Below are 17,991 nucleotides of genomic sequence, written 5' to 3'. Positions count from 1 at the left end.
GCATGCGGGGCGGTCGGGTGGTGGCGGTCTCCGCCGTGTCCGCGCTCGTCCTCGCCGTGCTCCAGCTCATCCTGCCGGCCACCGGCTCGGACCTGTCCGCGCAGGTCGCCCGCGCCGGCTTCTTCGCCGACCACGGTGCCGCCCTGGTCGACCTGCGCTGGTACGGCGGCGTGCACCCGTGGGGCTACAGCCTCGTCTCGCCGCCGCTGATGGCGCTGCTCGGGGTACGCCTCACCGGCGCGCTCACCCTGCTCGCCTCCGCCACCGCGTTCGCCGCCCTGCTGGTGCGTACCGGGGTGCCCCGCCCGCTGCTGGGCAGCCTGGTCGGCGTGGTCACGATCGCCGGCAACCTGGTCTCCGGCCGGGTCACCTACGCCCTCGGCGTCGCGTTCGGCCTGGCCGCGCTGCTGGCGCTCACCATCCCCGCCCGCCGCACCCGCCTCGCCGCCGCCGCTGATCCCGCTGCCGAGCCGGCCGGTCCCAGCGGTGCCGCTGCCGAGCCAGTCATTCCCGGCGCTGCCGCTGCCGAGCCGGCCGGTCCCGGCGCTGCCGGTGGCGGCCGGAGCGTCTGGGCGGCCGTCGCCGCTGCCCTCGCCGCGCTGCTCGCCTCGGCGGCCAGCCCGGTGGCCGGACTGTTCGTCGGGCTCGCCGGTGTCGCGCTGCTGCTGACCCGGCGGTACGCCGGCGGCCTGCTGCTCGCCGTACCGGCCGCCGTACCGCTCGCCGTCACCGGGCTGCTGTTCGGCGAGGGCGGCTGGATGAACATCAGCACGGCCGACACAGTGCACGCCGTGGTGACGAGCCTGGTGGTGGCGGCCCTCGTGGCGTACCGGCCGGTGCGGGTGGGCGCGTTGCTGTCCGCGGCCGGAGTGCTGGCGTCGGCGCTGCTGCACACGCCGGTCGGGCTGAACGCCACCCGCCTGGTGGTGATGTTCGCGCTGCCGGTGCTGGCCGCCGCCGCGACGCCACCCGCATGGCTCACCGCGAACCGCCTCGGAGGCCGACTCGGCGCGGGCCGGGACGGCGCGGGCCCGGACAGCGAGGGCCGTCCCGACATCGGCCCGCGTGGCACGGGCCGACCCGGAGAGCGTCGACTCCGTCGGGTTCTCAGCGCGTTCGGGCTGGCCGCGCTGCTCGCGGTCGTCTGCTGGTGGCAGCCGCCGGTGGTCACCGCGGACCTGCGCAGCGCCGACGACCCGACGGCCGACCCGGCGTACTTCGCGCCGCTGCGCGCGGAACTGGACCGGCGCGGGCTCACCGGACGGGTGGAGGTGCCGCCGACCCGCAACTACTGGGAGGCGGCCCACATGGGGGACGTGCCGCTGGCCCGGGGCTGGCTACGCCAGGCCGACATCGACCGCAACCCGCTGTTCTTCACCACGGTGCCCGGGGCGTCCGGCACCGGCGTTCCGCTGACCCCTGTCACCTACCGGGACTGGCTGGCCGACAACGCGGTGCAGTACGTGGCGGTGCCCGACGCCGAGTTCTCCTGGGTGGGACGGTCGGAGGCGAAACTGGTGGAGCTGGGTCAGCCGTACCTGACCGAGGTCTGGTCGGACCGGCACTGGAAGCTGTACGCGGTGGCCGACCCCACCCCGCTGGTCGGCGCACCGGGTGAGCTGGTCCGCCAGGACGGCGCCTCGATCACGTTCCGCGCCCCCGCCGCCGGCCCGGTCCCGATCCGGGTACGCCACGACCGCTGGCTGACCGCCTCCAACGGAGCCACGGTCACCCCGAACGGCAAGTGGACCACGGTGACGGTCCCCCAAGCGGGCACCTACACCCTCACAAGCTGACCCAGACTAGAGATCTTGGTACAAAACGGCCCCCATAAGGGCCGTTCCCTTCCAAGATCTCCCGGCGGACCGCCTCGCTCCGTGACCACCCTCCCCTGTCCGTCGATCTTGAAGTTGCGGCCCCCAGGAAGCCGGATTCGTACCATTCGCCGGGGCGGAAAGTGCAAGATCGACGCCGAGGGAAGGTGGGGAGGGAGAGGGCGGGCCGGGGTCAGAGGGGGGACTCCAGGATTTGCTGGACGACTGTGCGGGAGTGGCGGCCGGTGCGCAGGTACTCGTCCAGGAACTCGCCCTGGTCCTCTCGCCCCAGCAGCCGCACCACGCCGGCCAGCTCCACCCCGTGCCGGGGCAACTGGTCCCCGGCCCGGCCGCGTACCAGCATCAGCGCGTCCCGTACCTCGGCGGCGAGCGTCCAGCCGGCGGCCAGCTCGGCGGCGTCGGTGGGATCGAGCAGGCCGGCGTCGCGGGCGGCGGCAAGGGCGTCGAGCGTACGGGTGCCGCGCAGCGCGGGCACCTGACCGGCGTACCGGAGCTGGAGCAACTGCACCGCCCACTCGACGTCGGCCAGCCCGCCCCGGCCCAGCTTGGTGTGGGTGGCCGGGTCGGCGCCGCGGGGCAGCCGCTCGGTCTCGACCCGCGCCTTGATCCGGCGGATCTCGATGACCTGCTCGCGGGTCAGCCCCTCGGCCGGGTAGCGCACCGGCTCAATCATCGCCTCGAACTCGGCACCCAGGTCGGCGTCACCGCAGACGTGCCGGGCGCGCAGCAGCGCCTGCGCCTCCCACACCCGGGACCAGCGCGCGTAGTACTGCGCGTACGCGGCCAGGCTGCGGACGAGCGGGCCCTGCCGGCCCTCCGGGCGCAGGTCGGCGTCGACACCGAGCGGCGGGTCGGGGGCGGGCGCGGACAGCAGCCGGCGCAGTTCCTCGGCGATGGCGTGCGCGGCGGCGCTCGCCGCGCTCTCCTCCACCCCGGGCGGCGGGTCGTAGACGAACAGCACGTCGGCGTCGGACAGGTAGTTCGACTCGTACCCGCCGAGCCGGCCCATGCCGATCACCGCGAAGCGCAGGCCGGGCGGTCCGGGGTGGACGGTACGGGCGGCTTGCAGCGCGGCGGCCAGCGTGGCGTCGGCGACGTGCGACAGCGCGGTGCCGACCGCCGTCACGTCCACCACTGTGGGGCGGCGTTCCCCGCCGCCGACCGGACGGGGGTTGAGCGGGGCGAGCGAACCGGCGCGGCTGAGCACGTCGGCGGCGGCGATCCGGACCAGCTCCCGGCGGCGCAGCGCGCGGACCGCCCGGATCGCCTCGACCGGGTCGTCGTGCCGGGCGGCGGCGGCGGCGAAGCCCTCGACGAGCGTCTCCCGTGGACGCGGGGTCAGTTCGCTGTCCTCGGCGAGCAGCCGCAGCGCCTCCGGTTCGCGGGCCAGCATGTCGGCCGCGTACCGGGAGGACGACAGCACCCGGGCCAGCCGGCGGGCCACCGGGCCGGAGTCGCGCAGCAGGCGCAGGTACCACGGAGTGCTGCCGAGCTTGTCGGACACCTGCCGGTAGTTGAGCAGACCGCGGTCCGGTTCGGGGGCGTCGGCGAACTCGTCGAGCAGCACCGGCAGCAGCGTGCGCTGGATGGCCGCGGTACGGCTGACCCCGCCGGTGAGCGCCTGGAGGTGCCGCAGGGCGCCGGCCGGGTCGGCGAAGCCGAGCACCTCCAGCCGGTGCCGGGCCGCCTCGGGCGTGAGGCGCAGCCCTTCGGCCGGCACCCGGGCCACGGATTCCAGCAGCGGCCGGTAGAGCAGTTTGGCGTGCAGCCGGCGTACCTCGGTGGCGTGGGTGACCCACTCGGCGCGGAACTCCTCGACGGCGCTGCGGCCCGGCCTGGCCACGTAGCCGAGCGCGGCGGCGAGCCAGCGCAGCGCGGCCGGTTCGGTCGGCACGGTGTGGGTACGGCGCAGGGCCTGGAGCTGGAGCCGGTGCTCGACGGCGCGCAGGAAGCGGTAGCCGCGCAGCAGCGCCTCCCCGTCGGCGCGGCCCACGTAGCCGCCCGCGACGAGCGCGCGCAGCGCCGGCACGGTGCCCGGTACCCGCAGCGACTCGTCGCCCCTGCCGTGCACGAGCTGGAGCAGCTGGACGGCGAACTCGATGTCGCGCAGCCCGCCCGGCCCGCGCTTGATCTCGCGTTCCAGCTCCTTCGGCGGCACGTTGTCGAGGATCTTGCGGCGCATGGACCGGACGTCCTCGACCGCCTCGGGGCGTTCGGCGGCGGTCCACACGAGCGGAGCCAGCGCGTCGGTCCACTCCTTTGCCAGCTCCAGGTCCCCGGCGGCCGGGCGGGCCTTGAGCAGCGCCTGGAACTCCCAGGTGCGGGCCCAGCGCTTGTAGTAGGCGAGGTGGCTGGCGAGCGTACGCACCAGCGGACCCCGGTTGCCCTCCGGCCGCAGTGCCGCGTCGACCGGCCAGGCCACCAGCCCGCAGATCTGGATGAGCCGGGTGGCGACCTGGGTCGCGGCGGGCAGATCGTCGTCGGCCGCGGCGACGAAGATGACGTCGACGTCGGAGACGTAGTTCAGCTCGTCGCCACCGCACTTGCCCATCGCCACCACGGCCAGCCGGGGGCGCGGCGTGCCGTCGGGCAGCTCGTCGGCGGCGATGTCGTAGGCGGCGGCCAGCGTCGCGTCGGCCAGCCCGGACAGCGCCGCCATGGTCTGCTCCAGGCCGCGCCCGCCGGTCAGGTCGGCCGCCGCGATGCGCAGCAGCGCAAGACGGTACGCCTGCCGCAGCAGCGGGACCGCGCCGGTCATCGTGGTGAGCCGGGCGGCGACGCCCAGGTCGAGCCGGCCGTCCGCGGCGGGGGCGAGCCCGTCCGGCTCGGTAGCCAGCACCGCCCACTGCCCGGGGTTGGCGACCAGATGGTCACCGAGCGCGGAGGAGGCGCCGAGCACCGCGATCAGCCGGCGGCGCAGCCCGGCGTCGGCGGCCAGGGCGTCGCGTATCGCCGCCTCGTCGCCGGAGCGCCGCTCGGACTCGACCAGCCGGTGCAACTGGCGCAGGGCCAGGTCCGGGTCGGCGGCGCGGGACAGCGCGGCGAGCAGTTCGGCGGCACGCTCGTCGGCGGGTTCCTGGGTGTCGGGCCGCCACAGGGCGAGCCCGTCCGGGCCGAGCAGGTCCTCCGCCCGGCTGGCCCCGTCACCCTCGGCGAATCCGTAGCGGGCCAGGCGCCCGCGGGCCGGCCGGGTCACCGTCAGGCCCCGAGCAGCGGCAGGCTGCGGCGCGGGTTGTCGTCGCCGAGTTCGCCGAGCGCGAGCGCGGCGAACCGGATCGCGAACGGCTGCCACGCCTCCTCGACGTCGGCCATCACCCGGTCGCAGGCGGCCACCACCAGCTCCGGGTCGTAGCCCAGCTCGGCCAGCACGGCCGAGTCGCGGGACCACTCGGCGATCATCGCGGTGTCGCACTCGATGTGGAACTGCAACCCCCAGGCCCGGTCGCCGAGGCGGAACGCCTGGTGCGGGTAGCGGGTGGACGCGGCGAGCAGCGTCGCGCCGTGCGGCAGCTCGGTGATCTCGTCGGCGTGCCACTGGAGCACGTCGGGCATCAACGGCACGTACCGGAACAGGGGATCGTCCTCGGCGGCGTCGCGCCGCCCGACGAGCGCCGGCCCGACCTCCGGGCCGGACGGGCTGCGCTCGACCCGGCCGGCGTGCGCGGTGGCGAGCAGTTGCGCGCCGAGGCAGACGGCGAGCGTGGGCACGCGCTGGCGGACGGCCTTGCGCAGCAGCCCTTCCAGCGCCGGGAACCAGGGCGCGCCGTGAGCGCCGTCGGGCCCCGGGTAGGCCTGCTGGTCGCCGCCGAGCACCACGAGCGCGGCGTATCCCTCCAGGTCGGCGGGGAGCGCGTCGCCGGCGTGCGGACGCAGCACACGCAGCTCAAGACCCCCTTCGGTGAGCCACTCCCCCAGGCGGCGGAGGTCGTCGGTCGGGTCGTTCTCGATCACCAGCGCGGTCGCCACGACGTCGAGGCTAGCCGGTGCGCACGACACCGGCCGGTCCGGCAGGCCCTAGGCTCGCGATCGTGCCTGACGACTGCGTGCGCCCACCGGCTCTGCGTCCCGGCGACGCGGTGATGCTGGTGTCCCCGTCCGGGCCGACCCGTCCCGAGCGGGTGGCCCGCGGCATCGAGCTGCTCACCGGCTGGGGGCTGCGGCCGGTGCCCGCGCCGAACGCGTACGCCCGGCGGGGTTATCTGGCCGGCGACGACGCGCTGCGGGCCGCGGACCTGAACGCGGCGTTCGCCGACCCGGAGATCCGCGGGGTGATCTGCACCCGGGGCGGTTACGGCGCGCAGCGGGTGGTCGACCTGATCGACATGGCGGCGGTACGCCGGGATCCGAAGGTGGTGGCCGGCTTCTCCGACATCACCGCGTTGCAGTTCGCGCTCTGGCGGGGCGCCCGGCTGGCCGGGGTGCACGGGCCGGGCGCGGCGTGGCGCGACGAGCGCACGCCGATCCGCTCGGCGGAGTCGCTGCACGCCGCGCTGACCAGCACCGAGCCGGTGACGGTGACGGCGGTCGAGGCGGAGGAGACGTACCCGGTGCGGGTGCCCGGGCGGGCCGAGGGCCGGCTGATCGGCGGCAACCTGTGCCTGATCACCGCGTCGATCGGCACGCCGGACATGCCGGACCTGACCGGGGCGGTCCTGCTGGTCGAGGAGGTGCAGGAGCCGCCGTACAAGATCGACCGGATGCTCACCCACCTGCGCCGCTGCGGCGCGCTGGACGGGATCGCCGGGGTGGCTGTGGGTCAGTTCACCGAGTGCGCGGACGGCTGGGACACCACAGTCGTGGACGTGCTCACCGACCGCCTGGGCGACCTGGGCGTGCCGGTCCTCGGCGGCCTGCCGATCGGCCACGGCCCCGGCCAGCTGACCGTCCCGGTGAACACCCCCGCGGTCCTGAACGCCACAGACGGCACCCTCACTGTGACGTCCGCCGTCCGCTGACGCCGAGGCCCGGCGATCATGAGGTTGGCGGCAGTTCAGAGATCCACAACTGCCGCCAACCTCATGATCAATGCTGACTCGGGGTGAGGTGGGCCACGGCGCCGATCTCCAGGGCGGCCCAGACGGTGGCGTCGGGGGTGACGGTCAGGCCGTGGGGTTCCGACGCGGGGGTGGGCAGATCGTGGCCGGTGATGTGGCCGTCGGGGTCGATGTGGCCGATGCGGTTGGCGCCCCACTCGGTGAACCAGCAGCCGCCGGCCGGGTCGGCGACGATCGCGTGCGGGCGGGCCGCCCGGTCCGGCAACGGGAACTCGTCGATCCGCCCGTCCGGCGTGATCCGCCCGATCTGCCCCGCGACGATCTCCACGAACCAGAGCGCGCCGTCGCCACCCCGGGTGATGCCGACCGGCCCGGCCGCCTCGGTGGGCAGCGGATGCACTGTGACCCTCCCGTCCAGGCCGACCCGGGCGATCGCGTCGGCCTGGTTGAGCGTGAGCCAGAGCGCGTCGTCCGGCCCGGCCGCGAGCATCGACGGGAAGCCCTTCGTCACCGGCAGCGGGAAGGAGGTCACCTCCCCGGCGGCGGTCACCCGGCCGGCCGTGTCGTCGTTCATGCCGGCGTACCAGAGCGCGCCGTCCGCGCCGACCGCCAGCCCGCAGGGGCCGCAGCCGGGCGGCAGCGCCACCGAGCCGGCCTCGCCGTCGACGGTGACCCGGCCCAGCCGGTCGTCGCCCGAGCGGGTGTACCAGAGTGCGCCGTCGGGGCCGCCGACGATGATCAGCGGACGGCTGCCGGGCGGGTCGTCGCGGTGGATCCGCACCTCACCGTCGAGGCCGAGCCGGGCGACGCCGCCGGAGCCGGCCAGCGTCAGCCAGAGCGCGCCGTCGGGCCCGACCGTGATCGAGTACGGCCCGGAGCCCGGCCCGGTGAGCGGGATCTCGCGGATGGCGGGCTGTGTCATAGAGTGGCCTTTCGTCGGGTTTCGCCCAGCCTCTCGGGCGCTCACCGCCCCCGGCAACACGAATAATTCGGGCCTTCCGGGCGAGATTGCCAGCTCGCTGACAGGTTCGCCACGGGTGGCCCTCAGTTCCGGCGACCACTGTCGGTGACGTCATCGCACCACCACCGAACAGGAGAATCGCATGATCCGCACGATGTCGAAGAAGCACCTGCTGGCCGGCCTGGCCGCTGCCGGCGTGCTCGGCGTCGGGATCGCCGCCCCGACGGTGGCGCTCGCCGACGACAAGAGCCCGAAGCCGTCCTCCAGCGCCAGCACCACCGACCAGGGTGACGACCGCCGCCAGAAGCACGCCGACCGGCAGGCCGAGTTCGCCGAGGCGCTCGCCAAGGAGCTGGGCGTCCCGGCCGACAAGGTCACCGCGGCGCTGGAGAAGCTGCACGAGCAGCGCCAGGGCGACCGCCCGGAGCGGCCGGAGCGGCCCTCGACCGAGGACCGGCAGGCCGCGCTGAAGGAGCGCCTGGACCAGGCCGTCACCGACGGCAAGCTCACCCAGGAGCAGGCCGACGCGGTGCTCAAGGCCGCCGAGGCGGGCGTGTTCCCGGGCCCGGGCAAGCGCGGCCACGACGGCATGCCCGGCCACCACGGCAAGGGCGGCCCGGAGGGCAAGGCCGACAAGGGCGCCGAGGCCGAGCAGGAGGGCCAGGGCGGCAAGTGACGTGGTGGCCCCGCCGCCCCTCACCGGCCGTTCCCTCCTCCTGGCCGGCGCCCGGCGGGGCCACCCACGCTCCCTCGGGCCGCGGCGGGGTGGTGGTGCACTCGCACCGCCACCCCGCCGCGCGCGTGTCAGCGCAGGTACGGCCCGTCCGCGCCGATCTTGCCCGGCGCCGGGTTGCCGGGCAGGTTCAGCACGTAGACCCGGAGGTTGCCCTTGCCGCCGACCGCGGCGGTGAGCGTGCCGTCGGTGACCGTCTTCACGTCACCGGTGACCGCGTCCACGTACCGGCCGTTCGGCACCCCGCGGAAGGTGGCGCCGCCGGACACGGTGACCAGCGCGAAGCTGTCCACCGCGCCCTGGGTGAAGCGCCGCTTGTAGGCCATCGCGCCGCTCACGCCCTCGGTCGAGTACTGCCCCTTCTGCAAGGCCGGCACTGCCCGCCGGATCAGGTTGAGCCGTTGCACGTGCTTCACCAGCGGCTGGGCGAGCGTGGTGGCGACCGTCCCAGCGGCCGAGCCGACCACCCCGAAGTCGCTGGCCGTGACGGTGCCGGCCAGGTGGTCGCCGTAGTAGGCCCGGCCGGTCGTGTCGAGCGGGCAGCTCGGCCCGCAGTCGATCCGGGCGCCCTTGCGGAACTCGATCTCCGAGCCGTAGTAGAGCGTCGGGATGCCGCGGAACGTCCACATCAGGCTCATGTTCTCCGCCCAGGCGTCGGTGCCGCCGGTGTACCGGGTGGAGGACTTGTTCGGCCCGTAGTCGTGACTGTCGACGTAAACGACGTTGTACGTGGCGTCGTTGTAGCTGTCGTCGGAGTCCTTCCCGTTGCCGAACGCGTTGCCGGCGTCGGAGAAGTTCATGTGCATCCGCATGTCGATCACGTTCATGCCGGAGAACCGCGAGCGGTCCGGCGCGTGGTACGCGTTGCCGCGCAGGAACGCGTTGTCGGTGGTGGGCTGCCCGTTCGGGCCGATCAGCTGCTCGTGGTCGTACTGCTCGATCGCGGCGCGTACGTCGTCCGGGCTGTACTCCTTGCGCTCGGACCAGGTGAAGAACTGCGCGGAGTGGTTGACCGAGCCGCGGTTCCACTTGTCGTTGACGAACGCGGCGACCTCGCCGAAGACGTAGAAGTCCTTGCCCTTCTCGCCGAAGCGGGCGACCGCGTGCTCCTGGATGGCGGGCAGGAAGCGCCGGTTCCAGGTGACCCGGGGGATGTGCACGGCGGTGTCGATCCGGAAGCCGTCCACGCCCATGTCGATGAACCTGTTGTACGCGTCGATCAGGTACTGCTGCACGGCGGCGTTCTCGGTGTTGAAGTCGGCCAGGTCCTCGTGCAGCCAGCAGCTGCGCGAGTCCTCGCCCTCCCAGTTGCCGATCCAGCACTGGTGGTACTTGTCGGCGGGGAAGAGCTTGCTGGTCGGGACCGGCCACTGGCACTGGTAGAGCGTGTAGCCCTCGGGGCTGCGCCCGCCGGTCGGCGTACCCCAGTTCAGGCACTGGTTGCCGGCGGGCGCGGCGGACGACCACACGTCGCCGTTGTACGGCCGGCCCTTGGCCTTGGCGTTCTGCGCCGGGGTGAGCGCCGGGTCGTTCCCCGTCGCCTCGACCGTTGGGTCGTACTCCCGGCCGGCCTGCGGCTGGTCGTAGTACCACCTCCACTGGTCGTCGCGGGTGCCGTAGACGGTGGGCGTGAACAGGCCTTTCGCGCCCCACCGGGAGCTGTGGTTGTAGACCACGTCCTGGAAGATCTTGATGCCCTTGGCGTGCGCCGCGTTGATCAGGTCCTGGTAGGAGGCGCCGGCGCTCTCCAACCGCGGGTCCACCCGGTAGAAGTCCCAGCCGTGGTAACCGTGGTAGTCGTAGTCGGAGCGGTTGAGCACCACCGGGGTGATCCAGAGCGCCGAGAAGCCCAGCGCCTTGATGTAGTCGAGCTTGTCGACCAGGCCCTTGAAGTCGCCCCGGAACATCGGGTCGTCGTTCGCCGCGTTGCCGGAGGCGACGTGCTGGCTGCCGCCGCGGTTGTTCGCAGGATCACCGTCGGCGAACCGGGCGGTCATCACGAAGTAGATGGTGTCCTCGCGCGGGTCGCCGCCCAGCGGGACGCCGCCGGTCTGCGGGGCGCCGGTGGTCGCGGAGGCGGGCGCACTCGCCGCCGACCGGTTGCCGGCCGCGTCGAGGGCCCGCACGGTCCAGGTGTACGCGGTATCGGGCCGCAGGTCGTACGCGACGTGCCGGGTGGTGGTGCTGGTGACCGTGGTGCCGCCGGCTCCCCCGGTGCGGCTCACCTCGTACCCGGTGACGCCCCGGTCGTCGGTGGCGGCGGTCCAGGTCAGGGTGACCGCCAAGCCGTCGGCGACGGCGGTGAGGCCACCGGGCGTGGACGGCGGCGTGGTGTCCGGGGTGGCGGGCGCGCACGGGTCCGCGGCGGCGGCGGTGACCCGGCCGTTGTCGACGACGCTGCGCCCCGCGCCCAGGGTGTAGTCCGCGCCGCCGTTGTTGTCCCAGGCCCCGGCGGTGTTGTTGAACGCGGCGGTCAGGCCGGTGGCCGTGCCGAGGTCGACGACCCGGCGGGCCCAGCCGGCGCAGCGCGTCTCCATGGCGACGCCCGGGGCGGTGCTCCAGGCGCCGCCGGTGGGCCGGTAGTGCAGGTTCGCGGCGGTCCAGCCGCGCGGCGTGAGGTGGTACCAGACCTCGGCGGTGTTCCCGGCGGCGCCGGACGGCGTCGGGCTCGGCGCGACCGTGGCGGACGGGCTCGGCGTCGGGGATGCGGTGCCGCACGGGTCGCCCGTGCCGACCCGGCCGCCGGCGACTGTCACGGTGCCGGTGCCGAGGCGGTAGTTGGCGCCGTCGTTGTTGTCCCAGACGCCGCTGCCGTTTGTGAACACGACCTGGAGGCCGGCGGCGCCGCCCAGGTCGACGACCTTGCGGCGCCAGCCGGCGCAGGCACCGTCCATGGGCACACCGGGCACCGGCGTCCAGCCCTGCCCGTCCACGCCGTAGTGGATGTTGACGGACGTGCCCCAGGCGGCCGGTGGCTGGTAGTAGACGGTGACGGTGTTCGCCGCCGCGGCGGCGGTGTACGGCAGCAGCGCGGCGAGCATGCCGGCGGCGAGCGCGAGCGCTCCCCAGCGGCGGCGGTTGGTGGTGGTGGTGGTGCCCCTCATGGCGCTCTCCTGACACCCACGCCCGCACGATGGGCGCAAGGGGATGAAGGCGTTGCAAGAACTTGCGACGCGTGGTGCCAGGAAGTTACCAGCTTCGATCACCCGAAACCAGAGGTTCACAGTAGACACGGGCGCAACGGATTGCACCGCCCGCAACGACTTGCTCCCGGCCGGCGACCGGCCGGACCGGGAGCAAGGGCGCGCGCTCAGCCCTCGGCGGGCGGGCTGAAGATGCCGAACAGGTTGCCCGACGGGTCACGCAGCATGGCACGCACCAGGCCGGCCGGCGTGGTCACCGGCGCCGTCAGCACGGTGCCACCGGCCTTCTCCGCCCGGCGGCAGGTCTCCGCGACGTCGGCCACCTGGGCGTAGAAGGTCGCGTAGTTGCCGTCGTCGGTGCCCCGGATCGCGCCGCCGATCCCCCGCTCACCGCCGGCCGTCGTCTGCCGGTACGACCCACCCGGGCCGCCCCGCTCGAAGCTCCAGCCGAACATCTCGGCGTAGAACCGCTGCGCCTCGTCGGGGCGGTCGGAGCCGATCTCGAACCAGGTCACGGGCGTACTGGACATGCTTCCTCCTGGGATTCGCGCCGGCGGTCGGCCGACGTCGTCAGGATTCAGCCTGAGGCCGGGCCACGACAGCGTCCTGTCGGTGTTTCCACCGGATCGGACCTGTCGGTGTTTCCACCGGATCAGACCAGGGTGAGCGGGCGCACCCGGTCGACCGGCACATCGAGATCGCCGGGACGCCACTCCCGGGTCACCGGCTCGGCCAGCGGACGCACCGACACGATCCGGTCGGTGCGGAAGCAGCGCACGCCGTCACGCAGCCGGCACCAGGCGACGAGGTACCAGTGCACGGAGTTGCCCAGGTAGGCCAGCGGCTCCACGTCGCGCAGCGAATCCGTGCCGCCGCGGTCGGCGTACCGCAGGCGCAGCACCCGCCCGGCGGGGACCGCGTCGGCGACGGCGGCCGGGACGGGCGTGCCCGGCCCGTCGCCGACCAGGTGGACCCGGCCGGCGAGCCGGTGCGCCTCGGCCACCGCGGCGGGCGGCATCACCGCGACCAGCTTGCGCAGCGCGGCCCCGGCCGCCGGGGCGAACGGGGAACCACCGAGCCGGTGCAACGCGACAGCCATCGCCACCGCCTCGGCCGCTGTCAGGTTGACCGGCGGGAGCGTGCGCGCCCGGTCGACCACGTAGCCGCCGGTGCGGCCCGGCTCGGCCCAGATCGGCACCCCGGCGCCCTGCAACGCGGAGATGTCGCGCTCGACGGTGCGGGTGCTCACCTCGAAGCGGCGGGCCAGCCAGCTCGCGCTACGCGGGCGCGGCGAGACCGCCCGCAGCTCCTCGACCAGGGCGTAGAGGCGGTCGGTACGGTTCACCCCCGGACGCTAACCCGGGGGTACGACACCGCTCAGGCGATGCAGGCGCAGACGATCAGCGCGGCGCCGAAGTGGGTGGCGGCGCTGACCCGGGCCGCCGGGTGCGGCTCGTCGGCGGCGATGACGTCGCCCAGCCGGCCGGGGGTGAGCAGGTCCAGCACCAGGAACGCGAGCGCCATCACCAGCAGGCCGATCAGCCCGAAGACCACTGTGGACGCGATCCCCTTGGTGAACGAGCTGTAGCTGGTCAGGATGGCGGTGAAGACGATGCCGGCGATGCCGAGCTGGTTGGCGGCGAGCAGCAGCGCGGCGTTGCCGTTGCGGCGTACCCAGATCAGCTCCCGCAGCTTGCCCGGGGTGAGCAGGTCGACGAGCAGGAACCCGGCCGCCATCAGGGCGACCCCGACGATCCCGAACACGATGCTCTGCCACGCCCCGTCGAGCAGATCTCCCAGCACCAACGCCTCCCCGGCTCACGCCGCCCGGCGGGGGTGCCGGTGCGGTGCCGCAGACGATAGCGGCACCGCGCCACAACGATCTAGAGCGAGAGGTAGCGCTGCCGCTCGTACGGGGTGACCTCGCGGCGGTACTGCTCCCACTCGGAGCGCTTGTTGCGCAGGAAGAAGTCGAACACGTGCTCGCCGAGCACCTCGGCCACCAGCTCGGACTCGGCCATCACGTCGATCGCCTCGGACAGGTTCTCCGGCAGCGTCTCGTAGCCCATGGCCCGGCGCTCGGCGCCGCTCAGCGACCAGACGTCGTCCTCGGCGCCGGGGGGCAGCTCGTAGCCCTCCTCGATGCCCTTGAGGCCGGCGCCGAGCATGACCGCGAACGCGAGGTAGGGGTTGGTCGCGGAGTCCAGCGAGCGGACCTCGACCCGGGCCGAGTTCGGCTTGCCGTACGCGGGCACCCGCACCAGCGCGGACCGGTTCAGGTGACCCCAGCAGACGTACGCGGGGCTCTCGGTGATCCGGTCCGGCAGCGCCTGCGGGAACAGCCGCTTGTACGAGTTGACCCACTGGTTGGTGACCGCCGTGTACTCCCGGGCGTGGGTGAGCAGCCCGGCGATGAACGACTTCGCCACCTTCGACAGCTTCATCGGGTCGCCGGCGTCGTGGAACGCGTTGCGCTCCCCCTCGAACAGCGACAGGTGCGTGTGCATGCCGCTGCCCGGCTGGTCGGTGAACGGCTTCGGCATGAAGCTGGCCTGCACGCCGGTGGAGAGCGCGACCTCCTTCACCACGTGCCGGAACGTCATGATGTTGTCGGCGGTGGTGAGCGCGTCGGCGTAGCGCAGGTCGATCTCCTGCTGGCCGGGGGCGACCTCGTGGTGGCTGTACTCCACCGAGATGCCGATGCGCTCCAGCGCCAGCACGGCCTGGCGGCGGAAGTCCCGCGCGACGGCGTGCGTGGTGTGCTCGAAGTAGCCGCCGGTGTCCACCGGGATCGGCACCGAGCCGTCCTGCGGACCGTTCTCCAGCAGGAAGAACTCGATCTCGGGGTGGGTGTAGAAGGTGAAGCCCTTGTCGGCCGCCCGGGACAGCATCCGGCGCAGCACGTGCCGCGGGTCGGCCCAGGACGGGCTGCCGTCGGGCAGCATGATGTCGCAGAACATCCGGGCGCTCTCGCCGCTGACGCCGCCCTCGAACGGGAAGACCTGGAACGTGGTCGGGTCCGGCATGGCGACCATGTCCGACTCGAAGACCCGGGCGAAACCCTCGATCGCTGAACCGTCGAAGCCGATGCCCTCCTCGAAGGCGGCTTCCAGCTCCGCCGGGGCCACCGAGACGCTCTTGAGCGTGCCGAGCACATCGGTGAACCACAGCCGGACGAAACGGATGTCCCGCTCTTCCAGCGTGCGGAGGACGAACTCCTGCTGACGGTCCACTTCCACCCCTCGTGACACTTACGTCCGCACCGGTCGGGCCGGCCCGGCCTGACCGCCCAGTCTCCACCGGGCTCGTTACGCCGACGTTACGCCCTCCCCCGGCCGGCCGTCCCGCCGTGTCCGGTCGGCCGGGACACGCGCGGCGCCGCCCCGGTCTCCCGCGACCTGTCGGATTCGGCCCGGAGGGCTGGGGGAAGATGGAGACATGCCCACCCTGCGTCTCGCCCTGTGCCAGGTCAACCCGACGGTAGGCGACCTCGCCGGCAACGCCGGCCTGGTCCGCACGTGGACCCGCCGGGCCGCCGACGCCGGTGCCCAGCTCGTCCTGTTCCCCGAGCTGATGCTCACCGGTTACCCGGTCGAGGACCTGGTGTTCCGCCGTTCGTTCGTGGCCGCGTCCCGGGCCGCGCTGCACCGGCTCGCCGCCGATCTGGCCGCCGACGGTCTCGGTGACCTGCCGGTGGTGGTCGGCTATCTGGACGCGGACGGGCCCCCGCAGGTCAGCTCCGACGCCGAGCCGGGCCGGGGCGCCCGCAACGCGGCGGCGGTGCTGCACCGGGGCGAGGTGGTCGCCACCTACTTCAAGCACCACCTGCCCAACTACGGCGTCTTCGACGAGGACCGCTACTTCGTCCCCGGCGACACGCTCACCGTGGTGCGCGTCGGCGGCGTGGACGTGGCGCTGACCATCTGCGAGGACCTGTGGCAGGCCGGCGGCCCGTTCGCGGTCGCCCGGCAGGCGGGCGTCGGGCTGGTGCTGAGCATCAACGGCTCGCCGTACGAGCTGAACAAGGACGACGTACGGCTGCCGCTGGTCGGCCGGCGTGCCGCCGAGGCCGGGGCCGCCGTCGCGTACGTGAACATGGTCGGCGGCCAGGACGAGCTGGTCTACGACGGCGACTCGATGATCGTCGCCGCGGACGGCACGCTGCTGACCCGGGCGCCGCAGTTCGTCGAACACCTGCTGGTGCACGACCTGGAACTGCCGGCGGCGGCCGGCACGCCCGGCGGGACCGGTCCGCTGACCGACGGGATGCGCGTGGCCCGGCACGAGATCCCCACGATCCCGGCCGCGCCGTCCGGCCCGGCGGCGGACGGCGGCATCATCGAGCCGGTCGCCGACGAGGCCGAGGTGTGGCACGCGCTGGTGCTGGGCCTGCGCGACTACATCGACAAGAACCGCTTCCCCTCGGTGGTGCTCGGCCTGTCCGGCGGCATCGACTCGGCGGTGGCGGCCGCGATCGCCGTGGACGCGGTCGGCCCGGAGCGGGTCGTCGGCGTCTCGATGCCCAGCCAGCACTCCTCCGAGCACTCCCGCACCGACGCCGAGGACCTGGCGAAGCGCACCGGCCTGGACTACCGGGTCGAGCCGATCCAGCCGATGGTGGACACGTTCCTGGCGAACATGTCGCTGTCCGGGGTGGCGGTGGAGAACCTCCAGGCCCGGGTACGCGGCGTGATCCTCATGGCGCTGTCGAACCAGGAGGGCCACCTGGTGCTCACCACCGGCAACAAGAGCGAGCTGGCGGTGGGCTACTCGACGCTGTACGGCGACTCGGTGGGCGGCTACAACCCGGTCAAGGACGTCTGGAAGACGCTGGTGTGGCGGCTGGCGAAGTGGCGCAACGCGGACGCGGCCCGGCGCGGGCAGACCCCGCCGATCCCGGAGAACTCGATCGGCAAGCCGCCGTCGGCCGAGCTGAGCCCCGGCCAGCTCGACAGCGACACGCTGCCCGACTACGACGTGCTCGACCCGATCCTGATCGGCTATGTCGACGGCGACCTGGGCCGCGACGGCCTGGTCGAGTCCGGCCACGACCCGGCGGTGGTGGACAAGGTGCTGCGGATGGTGGATACCGCCGAGTACAAGCGGCGGCAGTCCGCGCCCGGCACCAAGATCTCCATGAAGGCGTTCGGGCGGGACCGGCGGCTGCCGATCACCAACCGGTGGCGCGAGGACGGCTGATCGCTGCCCGGCCGGGGAGTGACATCCTCCACTGCGACCTGCCCGCGGCCCGCCGCCCGGTGCGACGATCGCGGGGAACCCGGGGACCGCGTGCGCGGCCTCGAGGAAGGAGATTGTCATGGTGGAGTCCACCCCGGCCGAGGTGACCGCCCTCTACGGCGGGCCGGCCACCCGGCGGGTACGCACCCGCGACCTGATCGCCGCCAAGGAGCGCGGCGAGCGGTGGGCGATGCTCACCTCGTACGACCAGTACACGGCCTCGATCTTCGACCAGGCGGGGATCCCGGTGCTGCTGGTCGGCGACTCGGCGGCGAACAACGTCTTCGGCTACGAGACCACGCTGCCGGTGACCGCCGAGGAGCTGTTGCCGCTGGTGCGCGCCGTGGTGCGGGCCACGAAGCACTCGCTGATCGTCGGCGACCTGCCGTTCGGCTCGTACGAGGAGGGCCCGGCGCAGGCGCTGCGCACCGCCGTGCGGTTCATGAAGGAGGGCGGCTGCCACGCGGTGAAGCTGGAGGGCGGGCGGCGCTGCGCCGCCCAGATCGAGGCCATCACCGGCGCGGGCATCCCGGTGATGGCGCACATCGGCTTCACCCCGCAGAGCGAGCACACGCTCGGCGGCTACCGGGTGCAGGGCCGGGGCGAGGCGGCCGAGGAGGTGCTCGCCGACGCGCGCGCGGTGGCCGAGGCGGGCGCGTTCGCGGTGGTGCTGGAGATGGTGCCGGGCGAGGTGGCCAAGCGGGTCACCGCCGAGCTGCCCATCCCCACCGTCGGCATCGGGGCCGGGCCCGACACCGACGGGCAGGTGCTGGTCTGGCAGGACATGGCCGGGTTGCGGACCGGCCGGGCGCCGCGCTTCGTGAAGCGCTACGCCGACCTGGCCGGCGCGCTCACCGACGCCACCCGCCGGTTCGCCGACGAGGTACGCGGCGGGGAGTTCCCGGCGGCCGAGCACACGTTCTGAGGGTGTAAGGAAGGGCCCCTTCTTAACGCCTCGCGTAGAGGAGGGGCCCCTTCTTAGAACTCCTAACGTTGGAGTTGGCGCCAGCAGATGAGGGCGCAGGCGAGGCTGAGGAAGGCTTCGTGGATGTCGTCGCGGATTTCCCAGCGGATGCGTAGGCGGCGG

The 17,991-nt window shown here is 73.6% G+C and carries 13 protein-coding genes and 1 pseudogene; 5 read left to right on the top strand and 9 right to left on the bottom strand.

The window, feature by feature from the left end; translation table 11 throughout:
- Positions 1-2 precede the first annotated feature (2 nt).
- On the top strand, positions 3-1,796 hold the full coding sequence (locus AB0D28_RS00070) for a hypothetical protein (RefSeq protein ID WP_357380536.1): 1,794 nt from the start codon (positions 3-5) through the stop codon (positions 1,794-1,796).
- Between the two features lie 211 nt (positions 1,797-2,007).
- Here AB0D28_RS00070 and AB0D28_RS00065 read toward each other — a convergent pair whose 3' ends face one another.
- Both AB0D28_RS00065 and AB0D28_RS00060 read right to left on the bottom strand, forming a co-directional pair.
- On the bottom strand, positions 2,008-5,031 hold the full coding sequence (locus AB0D28_RS00065) for a bifunctional [glutamine synthetase] adenylyltransferase/[glutamine synthetase]-adenylyl-L-tyrosine phosphorylase (protein ID WP_357380534.1): 3,024 nt from the start codon (positions 5,029-5,031) through the stop codon (positions 2,008-2,010).
- Positions 5,032-5,033: 2 nt separating this feature from the next.
- Positions 5,034-5,801: a type 1 glutamine amidotransferase gene (locus AB0D28_RS00060; protein WP_357380532.1), complete on the bottom strand. Its 768-nt coding sequence runs from the start codon at positions 5,799-5,801 to the stop codon at positions 5,034-5,036.
- A gap of 59 nt (positions 5,802-5,860) precedes the next feature.
- On the opposite strand from AB0D28_RS00060, the gene AB0D28_RS00055 reads away from it, so the two are divergent.
- Positions 5,861-6,790, top strand: a complete 930-nt coding sequence (locus tag AB0D28_RS00055; RefSeq protein WP_357381143.1) for an LD-carboxypeptidase — start codon at positions 5,861-5,863, stop codon at positions 6,788-6,790.
- 67 nt (positions 6,791-6,857) lie between these two features.
- Here AB0D28_RS00055 and AB0D28_RS00050 read toward each other — a convergent pair whose 3' ends face one another.
- Positions 6,858-7,751, bottom strand: a complete 894-nt coding sequence (locus AB0D28_RS00050; protein WP_357380530.1) for a virginiamycin B lyase — start codon at positions 7,749-7,751, stop codon at positions 6,858-6,860.
- A gap of 181 nt (positions 7,752-7,932) precedes the next feature.
- Between AB0D28_RS00050 and AB0D28_RS00045 the strand changes: the two genes are divergently transcribed.
- Positions 7,933-8,466, top strand: coding sequence for a hypothetical protein (locus tag AB0D28_RS00045; RefSeq protein ID WP_357380528.1), 534 nt, complete (start codon positions 7,933-7,935; stop codon positions 8,464-8,466).
- A gap of 128 nt (positions 8,467-8,594) precedes the next feature.
- Here the strand turns inward: AB0D28_RS00045 and AB0D28_RS00040 are convergent, their stop codons facing one another.
- The 5 genes from AB0D28_RS00040 to glnA form a co-directional block, all read right to left on the bottom strand.
- Positions 8,595-11,627, bottom strand: a complete 3,033-nt coding sequence (locus tag AB0D28_RS00040) for a carbohydrate binding domain-containing protein (RefSeq protein ID WP_357380526.1) — start codon at positions 11,625-11,627, stop codon at positions 8,595-8,597.
- Positions 11,628-11,833: 206 nt separating this feature from the next.
- A complete protein-coding gene (locus AB0D28_RS00035) occupies positions 11,834-12,196 on the bottom strand; it encodes a VOC family protein (protein WP_357380524.1) in 363 nt (120 codons plus the stop codon).
- Positions 12,197-12,318: 122 nt separating this feature from the next.
- On the bottom strand, positions 12,319-13,011 hold the full coding sequence (locus AB0D28_RS00030; protein ID WP_357380522.1) for a WYL domain-containing protein: 693 nt from the start codon (positions 13,009-13,011) through the stop codon (positions 12,319-12,321).
- A 32-nt stretch (positions 13,012-13,043) separates the two neighbouring features.
- On the bottom strand, positions 13,044-13,469 hold the full coding sequence (locus AB0D28_RS00025; RefSeq protein WP_357380520.1) for a DUF350 domain-containing protein: 426 nt from the start codon (positions 13,467-13,469) through the stop codon (positions 13,044-13,046).
- 80 nt (positions 13,470-13,549) lie between these two features.
- Complete coding sequence (gene glnA, locus AB0D28_RS00020; protein WP_357380518.1) at positions 13,550-14,899, bottom strand: type I glutamate--ammonia ligase; 1,350 nt, start codon at positions 14,897-14,899, stop codon at positions 13,550-13,552.
- A gap of 205 nt (positions 14,900-15,104) precedes the next feature.
- On the opposite strand from glnA, the gene AB0D28_RS00015 reads away from it, so the two are divergent.
- Positions 15,105-16,865 (top strand): NAD+ synthase, encoded by a 1,761-nt coding sequence (locus AB0D28_RS00015; protein WP_357380516.1) that lies wholly within the window; start codon positions 15,105-15,107, stop codon positions 16,863-16,865.
- Between the two features lie 118 nt (positions 16,866-16,983).
- Positions 16,984-17,829 (top strand): 3-methyl-2-oxobutanoate hydroxymethyltransferase, encoded by an 846-nt coding sequence (panB, locus tag AB0D28_RS00010; protein ID WP_047891539.1) that lies wholly within the window; start codon positions 16,984-16,986, stop codon positions 17,827-17,829.
- A 62-nt stretch (positions 17,830-17,891) separates the two neighbouring features.
- Here panB and AB0D28_RS00005 read toward each other — a convergent pair.
- Positions 17,892-17,991: pseudogene (locus tag AB0D28_RS00005) on the bottom strand (IS5/IS1182 family transposase); the annotation flags it as partial.

Origin of the sequence: Micromonospora sp. NPDC048169, assembly GCF_040652815.1 — a bacterium.
In the GTDB taxonomy this organism is placed as follows: domain Bacteria; phylum Actinomycetota; class Actinomycetes; order Mycobacteriales; family Micromonosporaceae; genus Micromonospora.
The sequence above is the reverse complement of the archived record's forward strand: the minus strand, read 5'-3'. Positions and strand labels throughout refer to the sequence as shown.